The 24106-nt window shown below is 64.9% G+C and carries 16 protein-coding genes; 10 read left to right on the top strand and 6 right to left on the bottom strand.

From position 1 onward, the window contains the following. Positions 1-24 precede the first annotated feature (24 nt). Positions 25-1044 carry an ABC transporter substrate-binding protein gene (locus LQG66_RS24935; protein WP_425601241.1) on the bottom strand — a complete coding sequence of 340 codons (1020 nt, stop codon included), beginning with the start codon at positions 1042-1044 and terminating at the stop codon, positions 25-27. 98 nt (positions 1045-1142) lie between these two features. Between LQG66_RS24935 and LQG66_RS24930 the strand changes: the two genes are divergently transcribed. The 7 genes from LQG66_RS24930 (at position 1143) to LQG66_RS24900 (ending at position 12760) form a co-directional block, all read left to right on the top strand. Then, positions 1143-1958 carry a creatininase family protein gene (locus tag LQG66_RS24930; protein ID WP_231318305.1) on the top strand — a complete coding sequence of 272 codons (816 nt, stop codon included), beginning with the start codon at positions 1143-1145 and terminating at the stop codon, positions 1956-1958. Positions 1959-2103: 145 nt separating this feature from the next. After that, on the top strand, positions 2104-2382 hold the full coding sequence (locus LQG66_RS24925) for a hypothetical protein (protein ID WP_231318304.1): 279 nt from the start codon (positions 2104-2106) through the stop codon (positions 2380-2382). A gap of 373 nt (positions 2383-2755) precedes the next feature. Then, the gene (locus LQG66_RS24920) at positions 2756-4750 is read left to right on the top strand and encodes a carbohydrate porin (protein ID WP_231318303.1); all 1995 of its coding nucleotides are present in this window, start codon (positions 2756-2758) and stop codon (positions 4748-4750) included. A 503-nt stretch (positions 4751-5253) separates the two neighbouring features. Next, positions 5254-6564, top strand: a complete 1311-nt coding sequence (locus tag LQG66_RS24915; protein ID WP_231318302.1) for a hemolysin family protein — start codon at positions 5254-5256, stop codon at positions 6562-6564. Between the two features lie 1002 nt (positions 6565-7566). After that, positions 7567-9300 (top strand): ABC transporter permease, encoded by a 1734-nt coding sequence (locus LQG66_RS24910; protein WP_231318301.1) that lies wholly within the window; start codon positions 7567-7569, stop codon positions 9298-9300. A 15-nt stretch (positions 9301-9315) separates the two neighbouring features. Next, a complete protein-coding gene (locus LQG66_RS24905) occupies positions 9316-10617 on the top strand; it encodes an ABC transporter ATP-binding protein (protein ID WP_231318300.1) in 1302 nt (433 codons plus the stop codon). A 46-nt stretch (positions 10618-10663) separates the two neighbouring features. After that, on the top strand, positions 10664-12760 hold the full coding sequence (locus tag LQG66_RS24900; protein WP_231318299.1) for a DUF4139 domain-containing protein: 2097 nt from the start codon (positions 10664-10666) through the stop codon (positions 12758-12760). 298 nt (positions 12761-13058) lie between these two features. Here the strand turns inward: LQG66_RS24900 and LQG66_RS24895 are convergent, their stop codons facing one another. The 3 genes from LQG66_RS24895 to LQG66_RS24885 form a co-directional block, all read right to left on the bottom strand. Beyond that, on the bottom strand, positions 13059-14684 hold the full coding sequence (locus tag LQG66_RS24895) for an FMN-binding glutamate synthase family protein (protein ID WP_231318298.1): 1626 nt from the start codon (positions 14682-14684) through the stop codon (positions 13059-13061). Between the two features lie 249 nt (positions 14685-14933). Beyond that, positions 14934-16499 carry an acyl-CoA synthetase gene (locus LQG66_RS24890; protein WP_231318297.1) on the bottom strand — a complete coding sequence of 522 codons (1566 nt, stop codon included), beginning with the start codon at positions 16497-16499 and terminating at the stop codon, positions 14934-14936. A 210-nt stretch (positions 16500-16709) separates the two neighbouring features. Continuing rightward, a complete protein-coding gene (locus tag LQG66_RS24885; protein WP_231318296.1) occupies positions 16710-17483 on the bottom strand; it encodes a ferredoxin--NADP reductase in 774 nt (257 codons plus the stop codon). 285 nt (positions 17484-17768) lie between these two features. Between LQG66_RS24885 and LQG66_RS24880 the strand changes: the two genes are divergently transcribed. Next, positions 17769-18713, top strand: coding sequence for an ATP-grasp domain-containing protein (locus LQG66_RS24880; protein ID WP_231318295.1), 945 nt, complete (start codon positions 17769-17771; stop codon positions 18711-18713). Positions 18714-18739: 26 nt separating this feature from the next. Here LQG66_RS24880 and LQG66_RS24875 read toward each other — a convergent pair whose 3' ends face one another. Continuing rightward, on the bottom strand, positions 18740-19666 hold the full coding sequence (locus tag LQG66_RS24875) for an amino acid ABC transporter substrate-binding protein (protein ID WP_231318294.1): 927 nt from the start codon (positions 19664-19666) through the stop codon (positions 18740-18742). An 11-nt stretch (positions 19667-19677) separates the two neighbouring features. Next, positions 19678-20973, bottom strand: a complete 1296-nt coding sequence (locus LQG66_RS24870; RefSeq protein ID WP_231318293.1) for a dicarboxylate/amino acid:cation symporter — start codon at positions 20971-20973, stop codon at positions 19678-19680. A 382-nt stretch (positions 20974-21355) separates the two neighbouring features. On the opposite strand from LQG66_RS24870, the gene LQG66_RS24865 reads away from it, so the two are divergent. Beyond that, positions 21356-22495 carry an FAD-dependent monooxygenase gene (locus tag LQG66_RS24865; RefSeq protein ID WP_231318292.1) on the top strand — a complete coding sequence of 380 codons (1140 nt, stop codon included), beginning with the start codon at positions 21356-21358 and terminating at the stop codon, positions 22493-22495. Next, entirely contained in the window at positions 22492-24105 is a 1614-nt protein-coding gene (locus LQG66_RS24860; protein WP_231318291.1) for a benzoate-CoA ligase family protein, read from the top strand. The genes LQG66_RS24865 and LQG66_RS24860 overlap by 4 nt, the downstream gene beginning before the upstream one ends. Position 24106: the final 1 nt, after the last annotated feature.

Here is a 24106-nt window from a genome sequence, read left to right as displayed (position 1 = left end):
CTGCTGCAGGCGCCGGTCGCGCGTCTACTGCTTCGGCCTGAGATCGACGCCGACGCCCTTGTTGACGAAGCGCAGCGTATAGGACTTGCGATAGTCGATCGTCGGCTTGACCACGCCGGCCCGCACCATCTTGTCGAAGAAGCTCATGACGCGCTCGTCGGTCATGGCGCCGATGCCCTTCTCGACGCTGTCGCCGGAATCGACGATGCCGTACTCCTTCATCTTGGCGACCGAATAGGCGAGGAGATCGTCGGTCATCTCCGGGTTCATTTTCTTGATCAGCGCGTTGCCGGCCGAGTTGTCGCCGTAGATGTAGTGGTACCAGCCGACGATCGAGGCATCGACGAAGCGCTGCACCAGGTCCGGCTTGCTTTCGATCAGGTCGCGCCGCGTCTCGATCAGGGTCGAATAGGTGTTGAAGCCGTTGTCGGCGAGCAGGATCACGCCGGGCTTGAAGCCGGCGGCGCGCTCGACCGCGAACGGCTCCGAGGTGACGTAGCCCTGCATTGCGCTCTGCGCGGTGGCGATAAAGGGCTGCGGATTGAACGTGTAGGGACGCACGTTCTTCTCGGAGAACCCGTATTCCGACTTCAGCCATTGATAGTAGCTGGAAATGCCTTCCTTGGAGACGAACAGGGTCAGCGGCTTCAGCTCGTCGAGTTTGGTGATCCTGGACTCGGGGTGCGTCAGCAGCACCTGCGGGTCCTTCTGGAACATCGCCGCGATCGACACCACCGGGACGTTGTTGGCGACCGCATCGAACGACATCAGCGTGTTCGCCGCCATGAAGAACTCGATCCTGCCTGAGATCAGCAGCATGCGGTTGTTCTCGTTGGGACCGCCCGGCACGATCGTCACGTCGAGTCCGTATCGCTTGTAGGTGCCGTCGGCGACGGCCTGGAAGAAGCCGCCATGCTCCGCCTCGGCCACCCAGTTGGTGCCGAACGACACCTTGTCCAGGGTCTGGGCCGTGGCCGCCGGGACCATCGCACCCGCGACGAGCAAAGCCGCCATTAACGTTCGCGACAGAAGCCCCTGCGTCATGATTGGATTCCCCGGTTGGTCTCGCCCAAGATGCCCGTCGAGATGTTATTATCGGCGATAAGTACCCTGCCCGACGGACGAAGGAAACAGCCTGCACGATGACCTTGCCGCCCCGCGACTGGACCGAGCTGCACTGGCCCGCGATTGGAACGCCCGAGACCGCGCGCTGGATCGCGGTGCTGCCGCTCGCCGCCACCGAGCAGCACGGGCCGCATCTGCCGCTCGGCACCGACGTCTACATTGCGGAAGCCTATCTCGCCCGCGTCCGTGCGCTGCTGCCGCCCGCGCTGCCGGCAACCTTCCTGCCGGTGCAGCCGGTCGGGATCTCGACCGAGCATGTCGACTATCCGGGCACGCTGAGCTTGCCGACCGACGTGGCGCTGAGGAGCTGGCAGGCGATCGGCGAGAGCGTGGCGCGCGCCGGGATCAGGAAGCTCGTGATCGTCACCAGCCATGGCGGCAACAGCGCCGCGATGACGTTGATCGCGCAGGACCTCCGCGCCGCCCATCGCATGCTGGTGGTGACGACGTCCTGGTCGCGCTTCGGCGTGCCCGACGGCCTGTTCTCCGCCGACGAGCTGCGTCACGGCATCCATGGCGGCGCCGTCGAAACCTCGATCATGCAGGCCTGCCATCCCGCACTGGTGCGCAGCGACGCGATCGCGAATTTCGCATCATCAGGCGCTGAGATGGAGAAGAATAACCGCGTGCTGTCGACGCAGCGGCCGGCGCCGATGGCTTGGCAGACGCAGGATCTCAATCCCAGCGGCGCGGTCGGCGATGCCACCCAGGCCTCGGCAGAGAAGGGCGAGCGCGTGCTCGACCACGGCGCACGCGCGTTCTGCGCGCTGCTCGAGGACGTCGATAACTTCGACGTGAACACACTCGGCGCAGGCCCTCTGGCGGGGCGCTAGAGCGACGCCAAACCTCTCCATTTCCTTGAGAATTTTGATCGCACCGCGGTCCCCATCAGGCGATTCGAACCGAATTTGAGAAGCTCCCGTCCAATTGGCAAGCGGCCAGGAACGGCCGCTCCAACGCAGAACAGGAGCCTTCACCATGTCGATCAAGACCAAGATTGCCGCCCTCGCGCTTGCCGCGCTCGCCGTCACCGGCAGCATCGCCGCGACATCCACGCCTGCCGCCGCCCACGGCTTCCATCACGGCTGGGGTTGGGGCGTCGGAGCCGGCCTGGTCGGAGCCGCTGTCGTCGGCAGCGCCATCGCCGCCAGCAACGAGGGCCCTTATTACGGCGGCGGCTATCGCTATTGTCGCTGGGCGCCGCAGTACGACGTCTACGGCCGGTATGTCGGCCGCGTCAGGGCCTGCGGCTATTGATGCCACGGCGTTCGCCTCGCCGAGCCGCCGGTCCAAGGCCCGCTCCCCGCCTCGCCCATCCGGCACCACCTTGCTCCCCGCCCGTGACGCGGGTGTCCCATCTCCTCCCATCCGCGTCTCGAAAGCCCGCCCGGCCGCCCCGGGCGGGCCTTTCTGTTGCATGGATGTCACAGCTCCCAACCGGAAGTGGGATCGAGAGCCGCAATCTTGCTGTTGCAAATTATTTGCAATAGAAATCATCCACAAATTGCCGCATGCTGTCCACACTTCCGAACGAACATGGGCTACGCCGTAATCTTCTCGTGACTGTGCGCAGGCAATGAGGTTCTGACCTCAGTCTGTGTCGTGTGCCTTGCCTTAGGACTTTGCTGCCATGATCCGCTCGAACTGCACCAGGGAGATGACCCTGGCCGGCGCCATGATCGCCGTGCTCGGCCCGCTCGCCGTGCCCGCCGCTGCCGCCGACCTGCCCCTCAAGGCCCGGATGGCGCAGACGGTGTTCGACTGGACCGGCCTCTATGTCGGCGCCCACGCCGGCTATACTCGTGACCACGCCCAGGCGACCCTGACCGACCCGAGCGGCGTGGCCACGGCCGGCAGCCCGTTCAGCGGCCTGACCGGCGGCGTGCAGGCCGGCTACAACTGGGTCACCCGATCCGGGCTGCTGCTCGGGCTCGAGGGCGATTTCAGTTTTCCGAACTATCTCACCTCGAACCACACCGTCGCCAGGCTGGGCACGGCGCAGTCGAGCGTGGGGGAGCTGTGGGACTATGTCGCCACCGCGCGCGGCCGTGTCGGCTACGCCAATGGCGACTGGCTGGTCTATGCCACCGGCGGCCTTGCCTGGACCGGCGGCCGCTTCATCAACACCAATGCGGCCGGCGAGGACGAGAAGTTGCTGACCACCCGGCTCGGCTGGGTTGCCGGCGCCGGCATCGAGCGCGGCTTTGCGCCGCATTGGAGCTGGCGGCTCGAATACCTCTACAGCCGCTTCGAGAACGGCGGCGTCGGTTTCTCCAACGGCGCCAGCTATTCATCCGTGCTGGACTTCCAGACCTTGCGCGTCGGGCTCAACCGCAAGCTCGATTTCGCCGGCGGCAACGACCTCAAGCTCAAGAGCGATCCGTCCGATCCCGAATCGGACCGCTGGGAGATCCATGGCCAGGCCACCGTCATCGGCCAGGGCTATCCGGCCTTCCGCGCCGCCTACACCGGCACCAACAGCCTGACCCCCGCGCGCCAATTCCAGGAGACCTGGAGCAACAGCCTGTATCTCAATGCGCGGCTGTGGGACGGCGGCGAGGTCTATTACAATCCCGAGCTGCTGCAGGGCTTCGGCCTCAGCAACACCGTCGGAGCCGGCGGCTTCCCCAACGGCGAGGCACAGAAGTCGGACTTCCCCTACCCGCACTACAACACGTCGCGGCTGTTTCTGCGCCAGACCTTCGGCTTCGGCGGCGAGCAGGAAACGCTCGGCAGCGGCCAACTGCAGCTCTCCGGCAAGCAGGATATTTCGCGTCTCACGTTGCAGATCGGCAAGTTCGCCGTGCTCGACGTGTTCGACGGCAACGCCTACGCCAAGGACACCCGCAAGGACTTCATGAACTGGTCGGTGTGGGCGCCGGGCGCGTTCGACTACGCGGCCGATAAGCTCGGCCTAACCTACGGCGCCACCGCCGAGCTGAATCAGAAGAATTGGGCGCTGCGCGCCGGCTATTTCCTGATGGACGCCGTGTCGAATTCGAGCAATTTCGACATGAACGTGTTCCGTCGCGGCGAATATGTCGTCGAGCTGGAGACGCGCTATCAGCTGTTCTCGCAGCCGGGACATTTGCGCACGATCGGCTGGTTCAACAGCGTGTTCGCCGGCAGCTTCCGCGAAACGCTCGACAACCCCGCGCTCAACCTCGATATCAGCCAGACCCGCCGGGGCCGAGGCAAGTTCGGCTACGTCATAAGCTTCGACCAGGCGCTGTCGGACGATGTCGGCCTGTTCGGCCGCTGGAGCTGGAACGACGGCAAGAGCGAGATCATGGCGTTCACCGACATCGACTCCAGCCTGTCGCTCGGCACCTCCATCAGGGGCGCCCGCTGGGGCCGCCCCGACGACACGATCGGTATTGCCGGCGTCAGCAACGGCCTGTCGCGTGATCACCGCGCCTTCCTCGCCGCCGGCGGGCTCGGTCCGCTGATCGGCGATGGCGGACTGAACTATCGACGCGAAAGCATCATCGAGGCCTACTATGCCTATTCCATCAACAAATACCTGACCTTCACCGCCGACTACCAGTTCGTCAACAACCCCGCCTACAACGCCGATCGCGGCCCGGTGTCGATCTTCTCAGGGCGGTTGCACGGGGATTTCTGAGGGCGGCAGGTCGCGACGCACTGCGCACGGCAACCGATATCGCGCATTCAGTGTCGTCCCCCGCGAACGACACTGAATGTGACGCTAGCGAGGAGAACAAAGCTGGCGAGAAGAACAAGGCTGTCGTCCCGGGCAAGCCCGATGACGCAAAGCGTCGGCGGGCGCCGACCCGGGACCCATACCGCGTGATCTCTCGAAGGCGCTTAGAAGGAAGACGAATCTCCGCCAAACGACGGTGGTGGTCATTGGGCAAGGTGACTGCCAGCGACATCCCTCGATAACTTCCGCGGTATGGGTCCCGGGTCGGCGCCTGGGCCGCGCTGGCGCGCTGCCGAGGCTTGCCCGGGACGACAGCGGGGGAATGCACGCGGCAATTCCTCAAACGAACCAGTCTCCACTGCATACCCATGCGCTCACCGCAACGCGGCAATGGGCGGCAGCCGTCCCTATATGGTAGGACCTGTCTCCGTTCCCCGCCCCTCCGGGCACCTCACCAGGTCGAAATGCTGTCCGCCGAACTCGCGATCATTGTCGTCCTCATCGTCGTCAACGGCCTGTTGTCGATGTCCGAACTCGCGATCGTGTCGTCGCGGCCGGCCCGGCTGGCCATGCTGGCAGAGAAGGGCATATCCGGCGCGCGCCGAGCGCTCACGCTGGCGTCGGACCCGGGCCGCTTCCTGTCGACCGTCCAGATCGGCATCACCCTGGTCGGCGTCCTCTCCGGCGCCTTCTCGGGCGCCACGCTGGGCCAGCGCCTGACGAACTGGCTGCTGGAACTCGGCATGTCGGCTTCCGTCGCCGACATCGTCGGCGTCGGCCTCGTCGTCACCACCATCACCTATGCGACCCTGATCGTCGGCGAGCTGGTGCCGAAGCAGCTCGCCTTGCGCGACCCCGAGGCGGTTGCCGTCCGGGTGGCTCCGGCCATGCAGGTGCTCGCCAAGGTGTCGCTGCCGCTGGTGGTGCTGCTCGACCTCTCCGGCAAGCTGATCCTGGCGCTGCTCGGCCGCTCCGGCGACGCCGAGGAGAAAGTGTCGGAGGCGGAGATTCACCATCTGGTGCGCGAGGCCGAGACCGCGGGCGTGCTGGAGCCCGGCGAGAAGGAGATGATCGCCGGCGTGATGCGGCTCGGCGACCGTCCGGTCGGCGCCATCATGACGCCGCGCCCCGAGGTCGATGTCGTCGACCTCAACGACGATCCCAAGGTGATCCGCGAATTGCTCGCCAAGAGCCCGCATTCGCGCCTGCCCGTGTCCGACGGCGAGCGCGACCGCCCGATCGGTGTGCTGCAGGCCAAGGACATGTTGGCGGCTTACTTGCGCGACGAGACGCTGGACCTGCGCAGCCTGGTCCGCGAGGTGCCGATCATTCCCTCGACCGTCGATGCACGCGACGTGATCGCGATCCTGAAGGTCTCGCCCGTCCACATGGGGCTCGTCCACGACGAGTACGGCGCGTTCGAGGGCGTGGTGACCGCGGCGGATATCCTGGAGTCGATCGTCGGCGCGTTCTCATCGGAGCAGGGCCCGCCCGAGCCCGCCTGTGTTCGCCGCGACGACGGTTCGTTGCTCGTCTCCGGCTGGATGCAGCTCGACGAGTTCGCCGACGTGCTGGCGATCGAGGTGCCGCCGCATCGCGGCTATCACACCGTCGCCGGCCTCGTGCTGCAGCACTTCGGCAGCGTGCCGGAGGTCGGCCAGAGCTTCGAGCTCGAGGGCTGGCGCTTCGAGATCATCGACCTCGACGGCCGCCGCATCGACAAGATCCTGGCGACGAAGCTTGCCCCGGATGGCGGCGAGCCGAATGTGGGATAGTGGTGGCCCTGCTGTCGCTGCAATGACAGTGCGCCCCCTCTCCCGCTTGCGGGGGAGGGCCGGGGTGGGGGCGCCACAGCGGCAGTCTTTCCGGAGCATTCCCCCACCCGCATCGCATCTATCGATGCGATGCGACCTCCCCCGCACGCGGGGGAGGCGCACACCGAGCGAGCGGCGCGCTATTTGCTCCACTCACGATACCCATTCTCGGTTCGCCCGTCGGGCAGAGTGACGATTGCGAACACGCCGGCTGGTCGCAGATCAGCTCCGTACGAAGCCTGCGCCAAAACACTCATTTCTCCTGCACGCTCAATATGAAGCTCCCTTTCAAGAGCCTCGACCAAAAATAAATCTCTTCCGAAAATCATAAAATCAGGCTTATGCTCCCTCCCGTTCCGGTCCTGATGAGGGGCGTACGCGTCGTCACGAACGCTGGACCGGCAATGCGATGGACGTGACGGCGGCGCTGGACGAGCGCTGATGTCACGGACGGCGAAATCGTGTGGTCCCGACCTCCCGACGCTGAGGTCCGCGCAATGCGCCGACGGCGCGTTGTCGCCACGGTGGCCAGAAAGCCCGGCGCACCGGGGAGAGCACGTATAAGCCGTAACACTATCGCGCAGGGAGGGCCGGGTCATCCGGCTGAACCTGTGGTACCTGCCGCCTGCATTTTTCTCGCAGGCGGGCCACGGGCCTCAGTCGAGGTCCGACCTTCCCTGCGCCCTCACCTTGCGACGAGGGCTGAACTTCAGGCATACCCCGGACATCGGATGTCGCGGGAACGTGAAGACGTGCCCCGCGTATCCTTTGATACGCCAGCTGATACGCCGGGCCGCGGCCCGGACCACGGCAGCCGTCACTGGATATCAAACCATCACACAGCGCACTTAGGGTGCGGATTTGATCGGCTGTCAGGCCGGCTTGAACCAGCCCCATGCGCCATGACAAGGACACGTCCGGAGCCATCGGCGATGGCTGCGGACGACGAGACGAGACACGCGGATGATGCTTCAGGACCTCCGTACGACCGTGCTGCGGGAAGCCGTGCGTCCCAATATCTGGGACATTGTCGCGCTGATCATCGTGGTCGGCGCGATGGTCCTGATCGTGTATGGCGGCGAGCAGACCACACAGCCGCTATCGGCGCTGGACACCGCTCCGGTCACGCTCGATCCCGCCAACCTGCCGCTCTACGCGCTGCGGACCACGCTCCGCATGCTGCTCGCGATCGCGTGCTCGCTGGTCTTCACCTTCGTCTACGCGGCGCTGGCGGCCAAGAGCCGACGCGCCGAGATCGTACTGATCCCGCTGCTCGACATCCTGCAGTCGGTGCCCATTCTCGGCTTCCTGACCTTCACGGTCGTGTTCTTCATGAACCTGTTCCCCGGCAGGGTGCTGGGGGCCGAGCTGGCCTGCGTGTTCGCGATCTTCACCAGCCAGGCCTGGAACATGACGTTCAGCATGTACCAGTCGATGCGCAACGTGCCGAAGGATCTGGAGGATGCGACGCGCAGCTTCCACCTCTCCGGCTGGCAGCGCTTCTGGCGCCTCGACGTGCCGTTCGCGATGCCCGGCCTGATCTGGAATGCGATGATGTCGATGTCGGGCGGCTGGTTCTTCGTCGTGGCGTCGGAGGCGATCACGGTCGGCAACACCACGGTGACCCTGCCGGGCATCGGCTCCTATGTGGCGCTCGCGATCCAGCAGAAGGATCTCGCGGCGATCGGGACCGCGCTGCTGACGATGCTGCTGGTGATCACGGCCTATGATCAGTTGCTGTTCCGCCCGATCGTGGCCTGGGCCGACAAGTTCCGGTTCGAGCAGACCGCCTCTGGCAATCCGCCGAGTTCGTGGATGCTCGATTTGTTCAGGCGCACCCGCGCGCTGCGGTCGCTGTCCATTCCCTTCGCCGCGCTCAACCGCACCTTCTCCAACCTGCGCCTCAACTGGCCGCAGGCCTGGAGCGGCCCCGTCCGCCATGCGCCGCCATCACAGCTGGTCGATGGCCTCTGGCTTGCCGTCGTCATCGTCGGCTGCGCCTATGCCGGCTGGAAGACCTATCTCTACCTCTCGGCGACGCTGGCGCCGTCCGATGTCCTCACCGCCATCGGCTACGGCCTGATTACGCTCGTCCGCGTCGCTGTGCTGATCGCCCTGGCCTCGCTGATCTGGGTCCCCGTCGGCGTCTGGATCGGCCTGCGGCCGAAGCTCGCCGAGCGGCTCCAGCCGCTGGCGCAATTCCTCGCCGCATTCCCCGCCAATCTCGCCTTCCCCGTATTCGTCGTGCTGATCGTCCGCTACGGCCTCAATGCCAATGTCTGGCTGAGCCCGCTGATGATCCTGGGCACGCAGTGGTACATCCTGTTCAACGTGATCGCCGGCGCCAGCGCCTTCCCGACCGATCTGCGCGAGGCCGCCGCGAGCCTGCAGCTGACCGGCTGGCGCTGGTGGTTCAAGGTCGTGCTGCCCGGCGTCTTCCCCTATTACATCACCGGCGCCATCACCGCCTCCGGCGGCTCCTGGAACGCGGCGATCGTCGCCGAGGTCGCGAGCTGGGGCGATACACACCTGACCGCGAGCGGCCTCGGTGCCTACATCGCCGCGGCCACGGAGCGCGGCGACTTCCCGCGCGTCGTGCTCGGCATCGCGGTGATGTGCATTCTCGTCACTCTGTTCAACCGGCTGCTGTGGCGGCCGCTCTACGCCTTTGGCGAACGCCGGCTGCGGCTGGGCTGACCGGGAGAATTTGTCATGCGCGACCAGGTCAAAGACACATCGCTGATCGAGATCAGAAGCGTGAGCCGGCTGTTTCCGAAGGGCAGCGGCGAGGATCTCGTCGTGCTGGAGAAGGTGGACCTCACGATCCGTGCCGGCGAGATCGTCGGCCTGCTCGGCCGCTCCGGCTCGGGCAAATCGACGCTTCTGCGCATCATCGCCGGGCTGGTGTCGCCCTCCTCAGGCGAAGCAAAATGCCGCGGCGAGATCATCGCAGGTCCCCCTGTTGGCGTCGCGATGGTGTTCCAGTCGTTCGCGCTGTTTCCCTGGCTCACCGTGCTGCAGAATGTGGAGCTCGGCCTGGAGGCGCTCGGCATCGAGGCGGCCGAGCGGCGCAAGCGGGCGCTCGCGGCGATCGACCTGATCGGCCTCGACGGCTTCGAATCCGCGTTTCCCAAGGAGCTGTCCGGCGGCATGCGCCAGCGCGTCGGCTTCGCGCGCGCACTGGTCGTGCATCCGGACCTCCTGCTGATGGACGAGCCGTTCTCGGCACTCGACGTGCTGACGGCCGAGACACTCCGCACCGACCTCGTCGATCTCTGGACCGACGGACGGCTGCCGATCAAGTCGGTGCTGATGGTGACGCACAACATCGAGGAGGCCGTGCTGATGTGCGACCGCATCCTGGTGTTCTCCTCCAATCCCGGCCGCGTCGCCGCCGAGTTCAAGGTCGACCTGCCGCATCCGCGCAACCGGCTCGATGCGGCGTTCCGCCAGCTGGTCGACAGTCTTTATGCGCGCATGACGCAGCGGCCCGAGCCGAAGCTGCCGAGCACCGCGAGCGCCGGTGTCGGCATGGTGCTGAGCCACGTGTCATCGAACTCGATCTCAGGCCTGGTCGAGACGCTCGCCGGCGAACCCTATAATGGGCATGCCGACCTGCCGGTCCTGGCGGGCCATCTGCAGCTCGAGGTCGACGAGATCTTTCCGTTGGCCGAGGCGCTGCAGCTGCTGCGCTTCGGCCAGCTCAGCGAAGGCGATCTGACCTTGACCGAGGCCGGACGGCGGTTCGCCCATCTCGATACCGACGAACGCAAGAAGCTGTTCGCGCAGCACCTGATGGAGAACGTGCCGCTGATGGGGCTGATCCGCCGCGTACTCGACGACCGCCCCGCGCACGCCGCTCCGGCCGCGCGCTTCCGCATCGAGCTCGAGGACTACATGTCCGAGCACTATGCCGACGAGACGCTGCACACCATCGTGTCATGGGGCCGCTATGCCGAGCTGTTCGCCTATGACGAGCAGTCCGAGACCTTCAGCCTGGAGAACCCGCATTGATCCCGCACTTCGCAAGTGATGCGCGAGCTTGGAACAGGAATCATCAATGAAGCCCCTCATGCGCTTAACTCACGTCGCAGCCGTGATCGCCATATTCAGCGTGGCCGCGATGCCCGCCATGGCGGGGGATCTCGCGCTGAAGCGCGTCATGCTGTCAGCCGGCGGCGTCGCCTATCTCGAGCACGAGGCGGAGGTCACCGACAACGCCGAACTGACGCTCGATGTGCCGCTCGGCCAAGTTGACGACGTGCTCAAGTCGATCGTCGTCTATGACAATAAAGGCGGCGTCGGCAGTGCGCAGCTCGCCGGGCGCGATCCGCTCAGCCAGATATTCAACGACCTTCCGTTCGCCGCGGACACTCTTACCTCGCCGGCCGCATTGCTCAACGCCCTGCAGGGCGCGGAGATCAAGGTAGGGGCGAGCAAACCGATCGTCGGCCGGTTGCTTCAGGTGGTCCCCGAGACGGTGCAACTCGGCGACCGCGGCACCCTCACCCGCAACCGCGTCAGCGTGTTGACCAGTACCGGTCTTCAGCAGTTCATGCTCGAGGATGCCGACAGCGTGAGCTTCGTAGACCCGGCGCTGCAGGCGCAGGTCGATAAAGCGCTCAGCGAGATTGCAACGCATCGCGCCAAGGATCGCCGCCAGATCGTGCTCAAGATCCAGGGCAACGGCACGCGCACCTTGCGGGTCGGCTACGTCGTGGCAGCCTCACTGTGGAAGGCAAATTACCGCGTGACGTTGCCGCAGGACCTGAAGGCTGACAAGGCCCACCTGCAGGGCTGGGCCGTGCTGGAGAACATGAGCGGCCAGGACTGGAAGGGCGTCGAGCTGACATTGCTCTCGGGCAATCCGGTGAGCTTCCGGCAGGCAATCTATGAGGCCTATTATGTGACCCGTCCTGAGGTGCCGGTCGAGGTGCTGGGCCGCGTTCTGCCGAAACCCGACACCGGCGTCCTGGCGTCCGAACAGGCACGTTCCAACCAGGAGAAGCGATCAGCGACCGAATATCGAGATCGAACGCAAGTGTTTCACTTTGGGGGAGGAACATCATTCGGAGGAGAGCCGGCGGAAGCGCCAAAGCTCCAATATGATCGCGCTCCGAGTGCCCTGACGGGCAAATCGCCTGATGCGGACCAACAATTGATTTCCCGTGCTCTAGGCACCGCGGAAGCCGAGGAAGGCGCCACCCAGGTCTCTTTCCGCATTCCGACTGCCATCCGCATCGGCAGCGGCCAATCGGCGCTGGTGCCGATCGTCGAGCGCGATCTGCCGATCGAGCGGCTCGCCCTGCTTCAATTCTCCACCAGCACGGCGCGCCCGTTCGCCTCGCTCCGGCTGCGCAACGACACCGCGTTTGGCCTGCCGCCTGGCGTCCTCACCATCTACGAGCAAACCGGCGCAGGCATGACCTATGTCGGCGACGCCCGGCTGGCCCCGTTTCCGGTGGGTGAGAGCCGTCTGGTGAGCTACGCGGTCGATGAAAAGACCAAGGTCGCCCAAGAGACGCAGTCGACCTGGGCGATCAGCAAGGCCGCGATCGCACAGGGCGTCCTGACGCTCACGCGCACCCAGCGGCAAATGATCGTCTACCGGATCACGGCGCCGGCGACCGAGGATCGGCGGCTGATCATCGAATATCCGAAATCCGCGAATTGGACTCTGGTCGAGCCGGCCAAGGCCGAATTGACCGCATCGACCTATCGGATCACCGTCGACCTCAAGGCCGGCGAAGCAAAGACGGTGACGATCAGATTGGAAGCCCCGGTGATGGAGACATTGAGCGTCGCCAACATGGAGGGGGCTCAGATTGCCGCGGTGACCAGCACGGACAGCGTAGCTCCGGCAGTCAAGAGCGCCTTCGCGGAGCTTGCACGGCTGCGGCGTGTCGTCGACGACAAGAAGACTGTCGAGGCTGACCTTCACAGCAAGCTCGAGGCGCTGCAATCCGACCAGTCGCGCATCCGCGACAACATCGGCAAGATCGGTCCCGACAGCGCCCTGTACAAGCGCTATCTGGAGAAGCTGGCTGAGCAGGAGACACAATTCGAGACGCTGCAGGCAGCAGCCGCCAAGGCCGCGGCAGACACCCAGGCCGCGCGTGCGAGCGTGGATGCCTTCATTGCGAAAATGACGATCTGATTGGAGGCAATTCACTCCGTGGGTATGGGTCTCGGCTTACGTCTTGAGAGATGCGCACATCCTGGAAGACGTTTCGCGAGGTCCCGCGCAGACGAAGATGGCCCTCTCCCCTTGCGGTGGAGGATTGGATGGGGGCCTCGCGGACCGAGTTCGTGGAGAGTTCCCCTCACCCGGTCGCCATCTTCGACGGCATCCGACCTCTCCCCGCAAGCGGGGCGAGGTTGAAACCAGCGTACCGCAAGATGTGTGCGTGCCGCGGCGCTTGGCAGGGACGACACCCAAAATGCGGAAAATGGTCCTATCCCACCGCCGCGAACGTCTCCGCCCGCGCCATCGCCCAGGCGTCGCGGAAACGAACGTCCTGGGTGCCGTCGAGCAGCTCTCCGGGCCGCAGCGCCGGATAGAGCTTGGCGAAGGAGGCGACCTCGGTGGTCGAGGTGCGCTGCGAGAAGTGGATCGGGCGCAGGTCCTGCGGATGTTCGAGACCGGCGGCGGCCAGCAGTTCGGACAACGCATGCAGGGTGGCGTGGTGATAGTTGTAGACGCGCTCGAGCTTGTGCGGAACGACGAGCGCGCGACTGCGCGTCGGATCCTGGGTGGTGACACCGGTCGGGCAACGGTCGGTGTGGCAGCTCAACGACTGGATGCAACCCAGCGCGAACATGAAGCCGCGCGCCGAGTTGCACCAATCGGCGCCGATGGACATCGCGCGCGCCATGTCGAAGGCGGTGGCGATCTTGCCGGAGGCGCCGATCCTGATGCGATCGCGGATGTTCATCCCGACCAGCGCATTGTGCACGAAGTTGACGCCCTCGCGCATCGGCATGCCGAGATGGTCCATGAACTCCAGCGGCGCCGCACCTGTGCCGCCCTCGTTGCCGTCGACGACGATGAAGTCCGGGTAGATGCCGGTCTCCAGCATCGCCTTGCAGATCGCCAGAAACTCCCAGGGATGGCCGATGCACAGCTTGAAGCCGGCCGGCTTGCCGCCCGACAGCCGTCGCATCTCGCCGATGAACTGCATCATCCCGACAGGCGTGGAAAAGGCGCGGTGCGCCGAGGGCGAGATGCAGTCCTCGCCCATCGCGACGCCGCGGATCTTGGAAATCTCCTCCGACACTTTCGCGGCCGGCAGCACGCCGCCATGGCCGGGCTTGGCGCCCTGGCTGATCTTGAGCTCGACCATCTTGATCTGGTCGGTGGCCGCGACGCGCGCGAAGGCCTCGGGGTCGAAGCTGCCGTCGTGATGGCGGCAACCGAAATAGCCGGAGCCGACCTCCCAGATGATGTCACCGCCCATTTCGGCGTGATAGGGGCTGAAGCCGCCCTCGCCGGTGTCGTGCGCGAAGCCGCCCTTCCTGGCGCCGCCGTTGAGTGCGCGCACCGCGTTCGGACTCAGTGCGCCGAAGCTCATGGCGGAAATGTTGAAGACCGATGCCGAATAGGGTCTTGCGCAGTCGGGGCCGCCGATCACGACGCGGTATTTCTCCTCCGCGCGCGGCTTGGGCGCCACCGAGTGATGCATCCACTCGTAGCCCTCCCGATAGACATCCTCCTGGGTGCCGAACGGACGCTTGTCCAGCACCATCTTGGCGCGCTGGTAGACCACCGCACGGGTATCGCGCGAGAACGGCATGCCGTCCTTTTCGCTCTCGAAGAAATACTGCCGCATCTCCGGCCGGATCTCTTCGAGCAGAAACCGCAGATGCGCGGAGATCGGATAGTTGCGCAAGACCGCATGACTCTTCTGCACGAGATCCCGGACGCCGAGCAAGGTCAGCGCGCCGAAGATCAGCAGCGGAATCAGAACGAGATCGAAGATCTTGCGGTCATAGATGCCGAGCACGAGCAGCAGAGCCGTCGCGACGGCACAGACCGTCAGCACGATGAAGCGCGGCGAGAACGGAAGCAGCAGCGTATCCATGGGATACCTCTGGGGAGATCTTGGACGGTCGTGACCAGTGACGATACTACGGGTATCGCGAAGCAATCGTTACACAAGCTCGCGGGATCGACCATCGATGATGTCACAATGTCGATAGCCACAAACTATCGACATTGGCGCTGCGACATCAACCCGCCGGATGACCAGATCCGGCGACGGTCCAAGCACGGACCGGCGGCCTTCGATCGGGACCCGCCGGGCGACGACGCCGGTCGGCGGGGGCGCGCCTCAACCTTGCGCGAACAGCCCGGAATGGGCCTCGCGCAGCTGCCGCTTCAGGAGCTTGCCGCTCGGGTTTTTCGGCAGTGCATCGACGAAGACGACACGCTTGGGCGCCTTGAACGAGGCCAGCCTGGCGGACGCCTGCTTGAGCACGGCCTCTTCCGTCAGCTCGCAGCCGGACTTGACCACGACCATGGCCACGACGGCCTCGACCCAGCGCGGATGCGGCAGGCCGACGACGGCGACCTCGGACACTTCCGGGATCAGGTACAGCGCCTCCTCCACCTCGCGGCTCGCGACGTTCTCGCCGCCGGTCTTGATCATGTCCTTCTTGCGATCGACGATCGTGATGTAGCCTTCGTCATCGATGGTCGCGAGATCGCCGGAGTGAAACCAGTCGCCCTGGAAGGCCGCGGCGGTGCGCTCGTCATCGTGGAAGTAGCCGAGCATGAGATGCGGCGAGCGGTGCACGACTTCTCCGACCGCGCCCGGCGCGACATCATTCATGTCATCGTCCACCACGCGGGTCTCGACATTGAGAACGGCGCGGCCGCAACTGCCCGGCTTACGCAGCTGATCCTCAGGCCCCAGCATCGTCGCCAGCGGCGCGATCTCGGTCTGGCCGTAGAGGTTCCACAAGCGCACCTTCGGCAGCCGCTGCGCCAGCTCGCGCAGCACCTCGACCGGCATGATCGAGGCGCCGTAATAGCCCTTGCGCAGGGTCGATACGTCCGTGGTCTCGAACAGCGGCGAGCGCAGGATCGAGATCCAGACGGTGGGTGGCGCGAAGAACGAGCTGATGTGATATTTCGCGATCAGCGGCAGCAGATTGTCCGGCGTCGGAAACGCCGTGATGATGTTGGTGGCGCCGACATAGATCGACGGTCCAAAGAACACGTCGAGCTGCGCGCAATGATAGAGCGGCAGCGCATGCAGGGTGACGTCGTCCGCCGCGATCCCGGCATCGACGACGCAGCTGACATACTGCCAGATCACCGCGTCATGGGTCAGCATCGCGCCCTTCGGCAGCGACTCCGTGCCCGACGTGTAGACGATCTGCGCGACGTCGCTGCCGGCGAGCTCGACCTCGGGCACGGACGCGGTGCAGGACGCGAGCTCGGCGAAGTCGATCATGTCGGCCTGGCGCTCGCTCGGGCTCTCCGAGGGGAGCCAGATCAGCTGCTCGACCGACGGCGCCAGCGCCTTGGCGGCGCGCGCCACGCCGGCAAAGCCGCTGTCGGTCGCGAGCAACCGCGCCCCGGCATGCTTGAGGATGTAGGCGACCTCCTCGGGCTTCAACATGAAGTTGATCGGCACCAGAACGGCGCCGAGCCGCGCCAACGCGAAGCGCAGCGCTGCGAAGGCATGCGAGTTGCGGGCGAGGATCGCGACACGCTCGCCCCTGCCGACGCCGCGGGATGCGAGCCCTGCAGCCAAGCGGTCAGCGATGTCGTTGAATTCGGCGTAGGTCCAGCTGACATCGCCGCAGATCACGGCCGTCTTGCGGGGCGTGCGCGCCGCGCTCCGGCGCAGGAGGTCACCGAGCGTCTGCCGCCGTACGATGGAACCCATGGTCATCCCCCCTGTATTCAAGGGGATGGCCGCCTTTCAGGCGATCCAAGTCCCCTCCCTGTTTCGCGCCGGACGTTCGAGCATCCGGTCTTGCGGCTGAAAATCGCACGGCCGCTTCGGAGCTTGCAAGGAGGATATTGCCAGCAAAAAGAGCGCCTCGATTGCGCCGAGGCGCTCCGGCATCGATCTCAGAACAGGGGGAGCGGCAGATCAGCGCTCGACGAAGGCCTTCTCGATCACGAAATGACCAGGCGTGTTGCCGCTGCCTTCGAGGAAGCCTCCGGATTCGAACATGCCCTTGAGCTCGTCCAGCATCGCCGGGCTGCCGCACATCATGATGCGGTCCTTGGCGATATCCAGCGGCGGCTGGCCGAGATCGTTGAACAGCTGCTCCGAGGAGATCAGGTCCGTGATGCGACCACGGTTCCGGAACGGCTCGCGGGTGACGGTCGGGTAATAGGCGAGCTTCTCCGACAACAGCGGGCCGAACAGCTCGTCATCCCGCAGCGTCGCGACGACGCTCTCGCCATAGGCCAGCTCGGCGACCTGGCGACAGCCATGGACCAGGACGATGCTCTCGAACCGGTCATAGACGTCGGGATCCTTGATCAGGCTCACGAACGGCGCAAGGCCGGTGCCGGTCGACAGCAGCAGCAGCCGGCTGCCGGGCAGCAGGTTGTCGGGGATCAGCGTGCCCGTGGCCTTGCGGCCGACCAGGATGGTGTCGCCTTCCTTGATCTTCTGCAGCCGCGACGTCAGCGGTCCGTCCTGCACCTTGATGCTGAAGAACTCGAGCTCCTCCTCGTGATTGGCGCTCGCCATGCTGTAGGCGCGCAACAGCGGCCTGCCCTCGACCTCGAGGCCGATCATGGCGAACTGGCCATTCTGGAAACGGAAGCCCGCGTCGCGGGTCGCCTTGAAGGAGAACAGGGTGTCCGTCCAGTGCTGAACGGAAAGAACTTTCTCTTTGTAGAACGCGCTCATGATGTTCGTTTCTTCACGCAGGCTGAGATTGGAAGAAATGGATCGCGACGGTAAAAGTCGACAACTCGCTGTAAGTCTTCGGGAATTTCGCCGACTGATGTACACAAACGCAGCCGGAAATCAACCCGCTGCAATGCACAATCGATAGCGGGCAAATGCATGCCAGCCTATGCTCCATATGGCACCACCAAACTCGTTTGTACACTAACGATCTCGGCAAGATACTTGCGGCGATCGCGTTTTCACAGCACTTAAATTCCGCAAACCCTGACCAATGCCTGAGCAATGCCGACCGTCCCTCGGATCCTGATCGGTGCAATCAAGCGCTACTGCGCCGAGCGCGCGATCGCGCTCGATATCCGGGCGGACGGCTGGCTATTCGTGCTCGATCATCCCGCCGGACGCCACCTGATCTTCGGCTATGACCTTGGGCTGAACAGTGCCGTGGCGCACAGATTGGCCAGCGACAAGGCGGCGGCCGCGGAGCTGCTGGCGCTGTCAGGAGTGCCCGCGGTGCCGCATACGTTCTTCATTGCGCCTGCGTTCAGCGGGCGCGCGGAACCGCCCTGGCCTTCGATGTTCGAATTGCTCGAAGCCCATCCGCGCGGCGGCGTCGTCAAACCCAATGAAGGGACCTCCGGTCGTTCGGTCACGCGCGTGGCAACGCGGGACGAGCTGAAGCGAGCGGCCGGCGCCATCTTCGACATCGGCGTGAACGTCGCGGTCTCCCCCTTCGTGGAGATCGAGGACGAAGTCCGTGTCGTGCAGCTCGACGAGGCACCGCTGATCGTCTACCGCAAGCAGCGGCCCAGCGTGACCGGCGACGGTGAGCAATCGTTGCAGGAATTGGCGCTCGCGGCAGTGGCGCCCGTCGGTCGCGAGCGGATGCTGGCGCGCCTGCGAGCCGAGCTCAGCGTGGCCGAACTCGCGGCTGTGGTGCCCGCTGATGCGCGGCGGCTCCTCAACTGGCGGCATAATCTCGAAGCGGGCGCAACGCCGGTGCTGCTGGACAGCGGCCCGGCGCGCGATGCCTGCGTTGCGCTGGCAAGGACGGCCGCAGGGGCCATCGGCATCCGCTTCGCATCGATCGATGTGGTGCAGGTGAATGGAAGCTGGCAGGTACTGGAGATCAATTCCGGCATGGTGATGGAAGTACTCGGCAGGTTCCATCCTGATCTGGTCTATGCGGTGTACCGCACCGCGCTGGACGAGATCTTTGGGCAGCTGTGACCGTCGCCATGGCTTCGACAATCAAATCAGTTGTTCGCGCCAGGACTGTCGTCGAGCACGTGGAAGGCCTGCTCGAGCTGCGGAGAGATCGCCACGTTGAGCCGCTCCCCGGTCGGCAGACGGCCGACGAACCATTTGTTGTAGAGCGGAATCAGGTCGTGGTTGGAGCCGAGCCTGCGGAAGGCGCGCTCGACCACGGTGGTGAGCTGCGGCTCGCCCTTGCGGAACATGATTCCGTAGGGTTCGTAGGACAGGTAATCCCCGGCGACCAGGAACTTGTCCTGCGACTTGTGCCGCGCGATCAGGCCGGAGAGCAGGATGTCGTCGGTGGCGAACGCATCGACCTTGCCGTTCACCAGCATCTGGTAGGATTGCTCGTGATCGGGCGCGGTCACGACCGTGAGGCCAAGCGCGAACTTCTTGTCGACGTCGTGCATCGCGACTTCATTGGTGGTGCCTTTGGTCACCACGACGGTCTTGCCCTTGAGATCGGTCGCGGCCGAGATCGCCGAGCCCTTCGGCACCATCAGCTTGGTGCCGGCGACGAACATCAGCGGCGAGAAAGCCACCTGCTTGGCGCGTTCGGCATTGGCGGTGGTCGAGCCGCATTCGAGATCGATCTTGCCGTCCACCACCGCGGCGATGCGGTCGTCGGAGGTCACCTTGACATGCTCGATCCGCAAGGCGGGATCGTCGATCTCGGTGCCGATCTCCTCGACGATGGCTTCGCACAGCTCGAGACTATAGCCGATCGGCCGTCCCGCCTGATCCAGGAAGGAGAACGGCGGCGAGCTCTCGCGGTAGCCGAGATGGACGACATGCCGCGTCTTGATCGCGGCAAGCGTCGGCGACAAACCTTCGCCGCCTCCGCTCTGCGCCACAGCAGAGCGTGCGAAAGCGAAGGCGAGCACTGCGCCGACCGCGACCCGTGCGAAGCCTGCGCGACGGCGCATCGTCCCCTCCATCAGTGTCCGGCCATGGCCGGGACCTCGCCGGGAATCATGTCCGGCGGCACCACGTCGGACGGCCCGAGCGCATGCTCCGGCCCGAGCTCGCCTTCCCACTTCGCGACCACCGAGGTCGCAAGCGTGTTGCCGATCACGTTGGTGGCGCTGCGTCCCATGTCGAGGAAGGTGTCGATACCCATGATCATCAGCAGCCCCGCCTCCGGAATGCCGAACTGCGACAGCGTCGAGGCGATCACCACCAGTGACGCCCGCGGCACGCCAGCCACGCCCTTCGAGGTCACCATCAAGGTCGCGAGCATGGCCAGCTGGGTCCCCAGCGACATCTCGATCTTGTAGGTCTGGGCGATGAAGATGCTGGCGAACGTGCAATACATCATCGTGCCGTCGAGATTGAAGGAATAGCCGAGCGGCAGCACGAAGCTCGATATGCGCTTTGAAGCACCGAAGCGGTTCAGGCCCTCGAGCGTCTTCGGGTAGGCCGCTTCCGAGCTCGCAGTCGAGAACGCGATCATCAGCGGCTCGCGGATCAGCTTCAACAGATGGCTGTAGCGCGGCCCGATCACCACGAAGCCGACCACCACCAGGATCGCCCACAGGATCAGGAGCGACAGATAGAAGCCGCCCATGAACACGATCAGCTTCCACAGCACGCCCAGCCCGTTCTTGGCCACCGTCGCGGTGATCGCGGCCCAGACCGCGAGCGGCGCGAACAGCATGACGTAGCCCGTCACCTTCAGCATGATATGGCCGATATCGTCGATCAGCTGCAGCAGCGTCTTCGACCGCTCCGGCAGTGCGCCCATCGCAACCGAGAAGAAGACCGCGAAGATCACGATCTGCAGGATCTCGTTCTGCGCCATCGCATCCGCGATCGAGGTCGGAATCAGATGAGTCAGGAATTTCTCCACCGAGAACGCCGACACCGGCAGGCCGGTCGATTGGGTCTTGTCCGGCAGGGCTCCCGGGAAGTTCGCGCCGGGCTGCAGCAGATTGACCATCACGAGGCCGAGCAGGAGTGACACGAAGGAGGCGCTCAGGAACCATCCCATCGTCTTGGCGAAGATGCGCCCGAGCTTCGCTCCGGAGCCCATATGGGCGATGCCGCCGACCAGGGTCGCAAACACCAGCGGCGCGATGATCATCTTGATGAGCCGCAGGAACAGCATGGCGATCAGGTTGATGTCGGCGGCAAGCTCAGCCCGGCTATCCGGCATCAAATTGAAGATCAGCGTCCCCATCACGATGCCAAGCACCATCGCAATCAGGATGTATTGCGTGAACCTGTTCGACATTCCGTACCCCCAAGCAGAACTCCCGGCAGAGTTAAGTTTGGCAGATTTTGACAAGGGCGCAACATGTCGCAGCCTGTCAGGATGCGGATTTGCCGATGTTGCTGCCAGGCGCGCTGAGTCTGCAGCGCACAATCTGGGCAGGTGACTACGTAGCGCGCGAAGATCTGCATGAAGAACCGGCAATGCGGCCGGCCGGAGAGCGACGACGGGTTGGGAACACGCCGAGGGTACTGACCGGCCTTCCGGCGGCCGGGAACCGTCGCAAGGGCATTTGTCCCGGTCGGGCTGTTCCCACGACCGCAGATTCCGCTGGCGCCTTCCGCGCCGACGGATTAGGCTCCGATCCAAATTAAACAGTATACTGTCAATTGGGAGAGCGTCCTTGCGCATCGCCGTTCTCGGCGGCGGCCCTGGCGGGCTGTATTTCGCCTATCTCTGGAAGAAGCGGCATCCGGCTGCGGTGGTGGATCTGTTCGAACAGAACCCGGCCGGCGCGACCTGGGGCTTCGGCGTCGTCTTCTCCGACCAGGCTCTGGAATTCCTGCGCGCCGACGACTCCGGGACCGTGGACGCGATCGCGCCGCACATGGAGAGCTGGCGCAACATCACGCTCAACCTGCGCGGCGAGAGCGTCGAGATCGACGGCGTCGGCTTTTCCGCCATCGGCCGGCTCGAGCTGCTCAAACTGTTGCAGGCGCGCGCCGAAGGTGCCGGGGTCAATGCACGGTACGGCACGGCTATCCAGTCGCTGGATCAGCTCGCGGGCTACGACCTCGTCGTCGCCGCCGACGGGTTGAACTCGCTGGTGCGGCGCGGCTTCGAAGGCGACTTCGGCTTCTCCGTCTCCTACTCCAGCAACAAGTTCGCCTGGTACGGCACCAGCAAGACGTTCCCTACGCTGTCGCAGACATTTGTCGCGACCGAGTACGGCACCTTCAACGCGCATCATTATCGCTACGCCCCGGACATGAGCACGTTCCTGGTCGAATGCGATCGCGCCACCTGGCAGGCCTACAATTTCGCCGAAAAATCCGTCGACGAGTCCCGGTGCATCTGCGAGCAGATCTTCGCTGCCACGCTCGACGGCCACACACTGGTCTCCAACAGATCGGTCTGGCGCAACTTCCCCTGGGTCTGGAACGAGCATTGGTGGCACCGGAACATGGTGCTGATCGGCGATGCCCTGCATACCGCGCACTTCTCGATCGGCTCCGGGACGCGGCTCGCGATTGAGGACGCGATCGCGCTGGCCAAGGCGCTCGATGCCGAAAGCAAACTCTCGGATGGCCTCGCCCGTTACCAGGCCGAGCGGCAGCCGATCGTCAAGAAGTTGGTCACCGCCGCCCGCACCAGCGCCAACTGGTACGAGTCATTTCCTGCGCACATGAAGCTCGGCCTGTTAGATTTCGCCCACAGCTACATCACGCGTTCGGGGCGGATCGATGATGGCCGGCTGCGTGTAATGGCGCCGCAATTCATGGCACGCTACGAGGCGACTCGGGACATGGGAGACCGCCGATGACAACCGAGATCGCCGATCATGTGCCCAGCGACAGCGCGGGCGCCCGCGAAATCGGTTTCACCATTCCGGCCCGCTACAATGCCAGCCGCATCCTGTTCGACAACCTTTCCAACGGCAACGCCGACAGGCTCGCGCTGACCGGTCCGGCAGGCCAGCGCAGCTATGCCGAGCTCTGCGCCGAGGCTTCCCGCTGGGGCAACGGCTTTGCTTCCCTCGGACTGACGCGCGGCGACCGCGTCCTGCTGTTCCTCGACGACACGCCGGCCTATCCGGCCGCTTTCTTCGGCGCGGTGCGTGCGGGCTTCGTGCCGCTGCTGATCAACACGCTGACACCGCCGGACCTCCTGCAGTTCTATCTGGCCGATTCCGGCGCAAAGGTCGCCGTCGCAGACGCCGAATTCGCCGCGCGTTTCGACCATCAGGCCTGCGCGGATACGGCACTGCAGACGCTGATCGTCGCCAGCGGCGAGACGCCGACAACCGCCGCGCCGTCGACGGTCACGGCCGATCGATGGCTGCGAGACTTCGCCGATCAGCTTGCGGAGGCCGACACCGACCGCAACGAGATGGCATTCTGGATGTACTCGTCCGGCTCCACCGGCCGGCCGAAAGGCATCGTCCATCTGCAGCACGACATGGCGTATAGCGAGCAGGCCTTCGCCCGGAACGTGCTGCGGCTGAAGCCGGACGACATCTGCTTCTCGGTGCCGAAGATGTTCTTCGCCTACGGCTTCGGCAACGCGATCACCTTTCCATTCTCCGCCGGCGCAACGACGTTGCTGCTGCCGGGGCAACCGAAGCCGGCCGCCATCTTCGATGCGATCCGCCGCTTCCGTCCCACCGTGTTCTTCGGCCTGCCGACGCTCTACACCGCGATGACCAAGGCCGACGGCGCGAAGGAGGCGGACTTTTCGTCACTACGCCTGTCGGTCTCCGCGGCCGAGGTGCTTTCTGCTGACGTCTTCAACAGCTGGAAGAGTCTCACCGGTCTGGAGATCGTCGAAGGCCTCGGCTCGACCGAGGTGCTGCATGTTTATCTCTCCAACCGAGAGGACCTGAAAAAGCTCGGCGCGGCCGGCCTGCGCGTGCCCGGTTACGAGATTGCACTGCGTGACAGCGAGGGGCGCGAGGTCGGGACCGACGAAGAAGGCATTCTCTGGGTCCGTGGCGATTCCAACACGCCGCTCTACTGGAACCGGCCGGACAAGACCGCGGAGACCATCCGTGACGGCGGCTGGATCTATACCGGCGACCGCTTCGTGCGCGATGCCGACGGCTTCCACTTCTTCCGTGGCCGCGCCGACGATCTCGTCAAGATCTCCGGACAGTGGGTATATCCGCTCGAGGTCGAGCTCTGCCTCGCCGAGCATCCGGGCATCAGGGAATGTGCCGTGTTCGCGCACGAGCTGCCGGACCGACGGATGAGCCTGAAGGCGGTCGTGGTGACCAACGACAGGCCCGATGACGAGGCGACGATCACCAAGGCGCTGCAGGACTACGTGAAGGCGAAGCTGCTGCCCTACAAATACCCGCGCGAGATCGTCTTCATCGACGAACTGCCCAAGACCGGCACCGGCAAGATCGATCGCCAGGCGGTGATGCGGCTGTGAG

Origin of the sequence: Bradyrhizobium ontarionense (assembly GCF_021088345.1) — a bacterium.
In the GTDB taxonomy this organism is placed as follows: domain Bacteria; phylum Pseudomonadota; class Alphaproteobacteria; order Rhizobiales; family Xanthobacteraceae; genus Bradyrhizobium; species Bradyrhizobium ontarionense.
Note: the sequence above shows the minus strand (reverse complement) of the source record. Positions and strands in the feature narration are given on the sequence as shown.

Excerpts from the sequence above, each read along its gene's own strand:
- LQG66_RS24935 (WP_425601241.1), bottom strand. The coding sequence starts at position 1,044 with ATGACGCAGGGGCTTCTGTCGCGAACGTTAATGGCGGCTTTGCTCGTC.
- LQG66_RS24930 (WP_231318305.1), top strand. The coding sequence starts at position 1,143 with ATGACCTTGCCGCCCCGCGACTGGACCGAGCTGCACTGGCCCGCGATT.
- LQG66_RS24925 (WP_231318304.1), top strand. The coding sequence starts at position 2,104 with ATGTCGATCAAGACCAAGATTGCCGCCCTCGCGCTTGCCGCGCTCGCC.
- LQG66_RS24920 (WP_231318303.1), top strand. The coding sequence starts at position 2,756 with ATGATCCGCTCGAACTGCACCAGGGAGATGACCCTGGCCGGCGCCATG.
- LQG66_RS24915 (WP_231318302.1), top strand. The coding sequence starts at position 5,254 with ATGCTGTCCGCCGAACTCGCGATCATTGTCGTCCTCATCGTCGTCAAC.
- LQG66_RS24910 (WP_231318301.1), top strand. The coding sequence starts at position 7,567 with ATGATGCTTCAGGACCTCCGTACGACCGTGCTGCGGGAAGCCGTGCGT.
- LQG66_RS24905 (WP_231318300.1), top strand. The coding sequence starts at position 9,316 with ATGCGCGACCAGGTCAAAGACACATCGCTGATCGAGATCAGAAGCGTG.
- LQG66_RS24900 (WP_231318299.1), top strand. The coding sequence starts at position 10,664 with ATGAAGCCCCTCATGCGCTTAACTCACGTCGCAGCCGTGATCGCCATA.
- LQG66_RS24895 (WP_231318298.1), bottom strand. The coding sequence starts at position 14,684 with ATGGATACGCTGCTGCTTCCGTTCTCGCCGCGCTTCATCGTGCTGACG.
- LQG66_RS24890 (WP_231318297.1), bottom strand. The coding sequence starts at position 16,499 with ATGGGTTCCATCGTACGGCGGCAGACGCTCGGTGACCTCCTGCGCCGG.
- LQG66_RS24885 (WP_231318296.1), bottom strand. The coding sequence starts at position 17,483 with ATGAGCGCGTTCTACAAAGAGAAAGTTCTTTCCGTTCAGCACTGGACG.
- LQG66_RS24880 (WP_231318295.1), top strand. The coding sequence starts at position 17,769 with ATGCCGACCGTCCCTCGGATCCTGATCGGTGCAATCAAGCGCTACTGC.
- LQG66_RS24875 (WP_231318294.1), bottom strand. The coding sequence starts at position 19,666 with ATGCGCCGTCGCGCAGGCTTCGCACGGGTCGCGGTCGGCGCAGTGCTC.
- LQG66_RS24870 (WP_231318293.1), bottom strand. The coding sequence starts at position 20,973 with ATGTCGAACAGGTTCACGCAATACATCCTGATTGCGATGGTGCTTGGC.
- LQG66_RS24860 (WP_231318291.1), top strand. The coding sequence starts at position 22,492 with ATGACAACCGAGATCGCCGATCATGTGCCCAGCGACAGCGCGGGCGCC.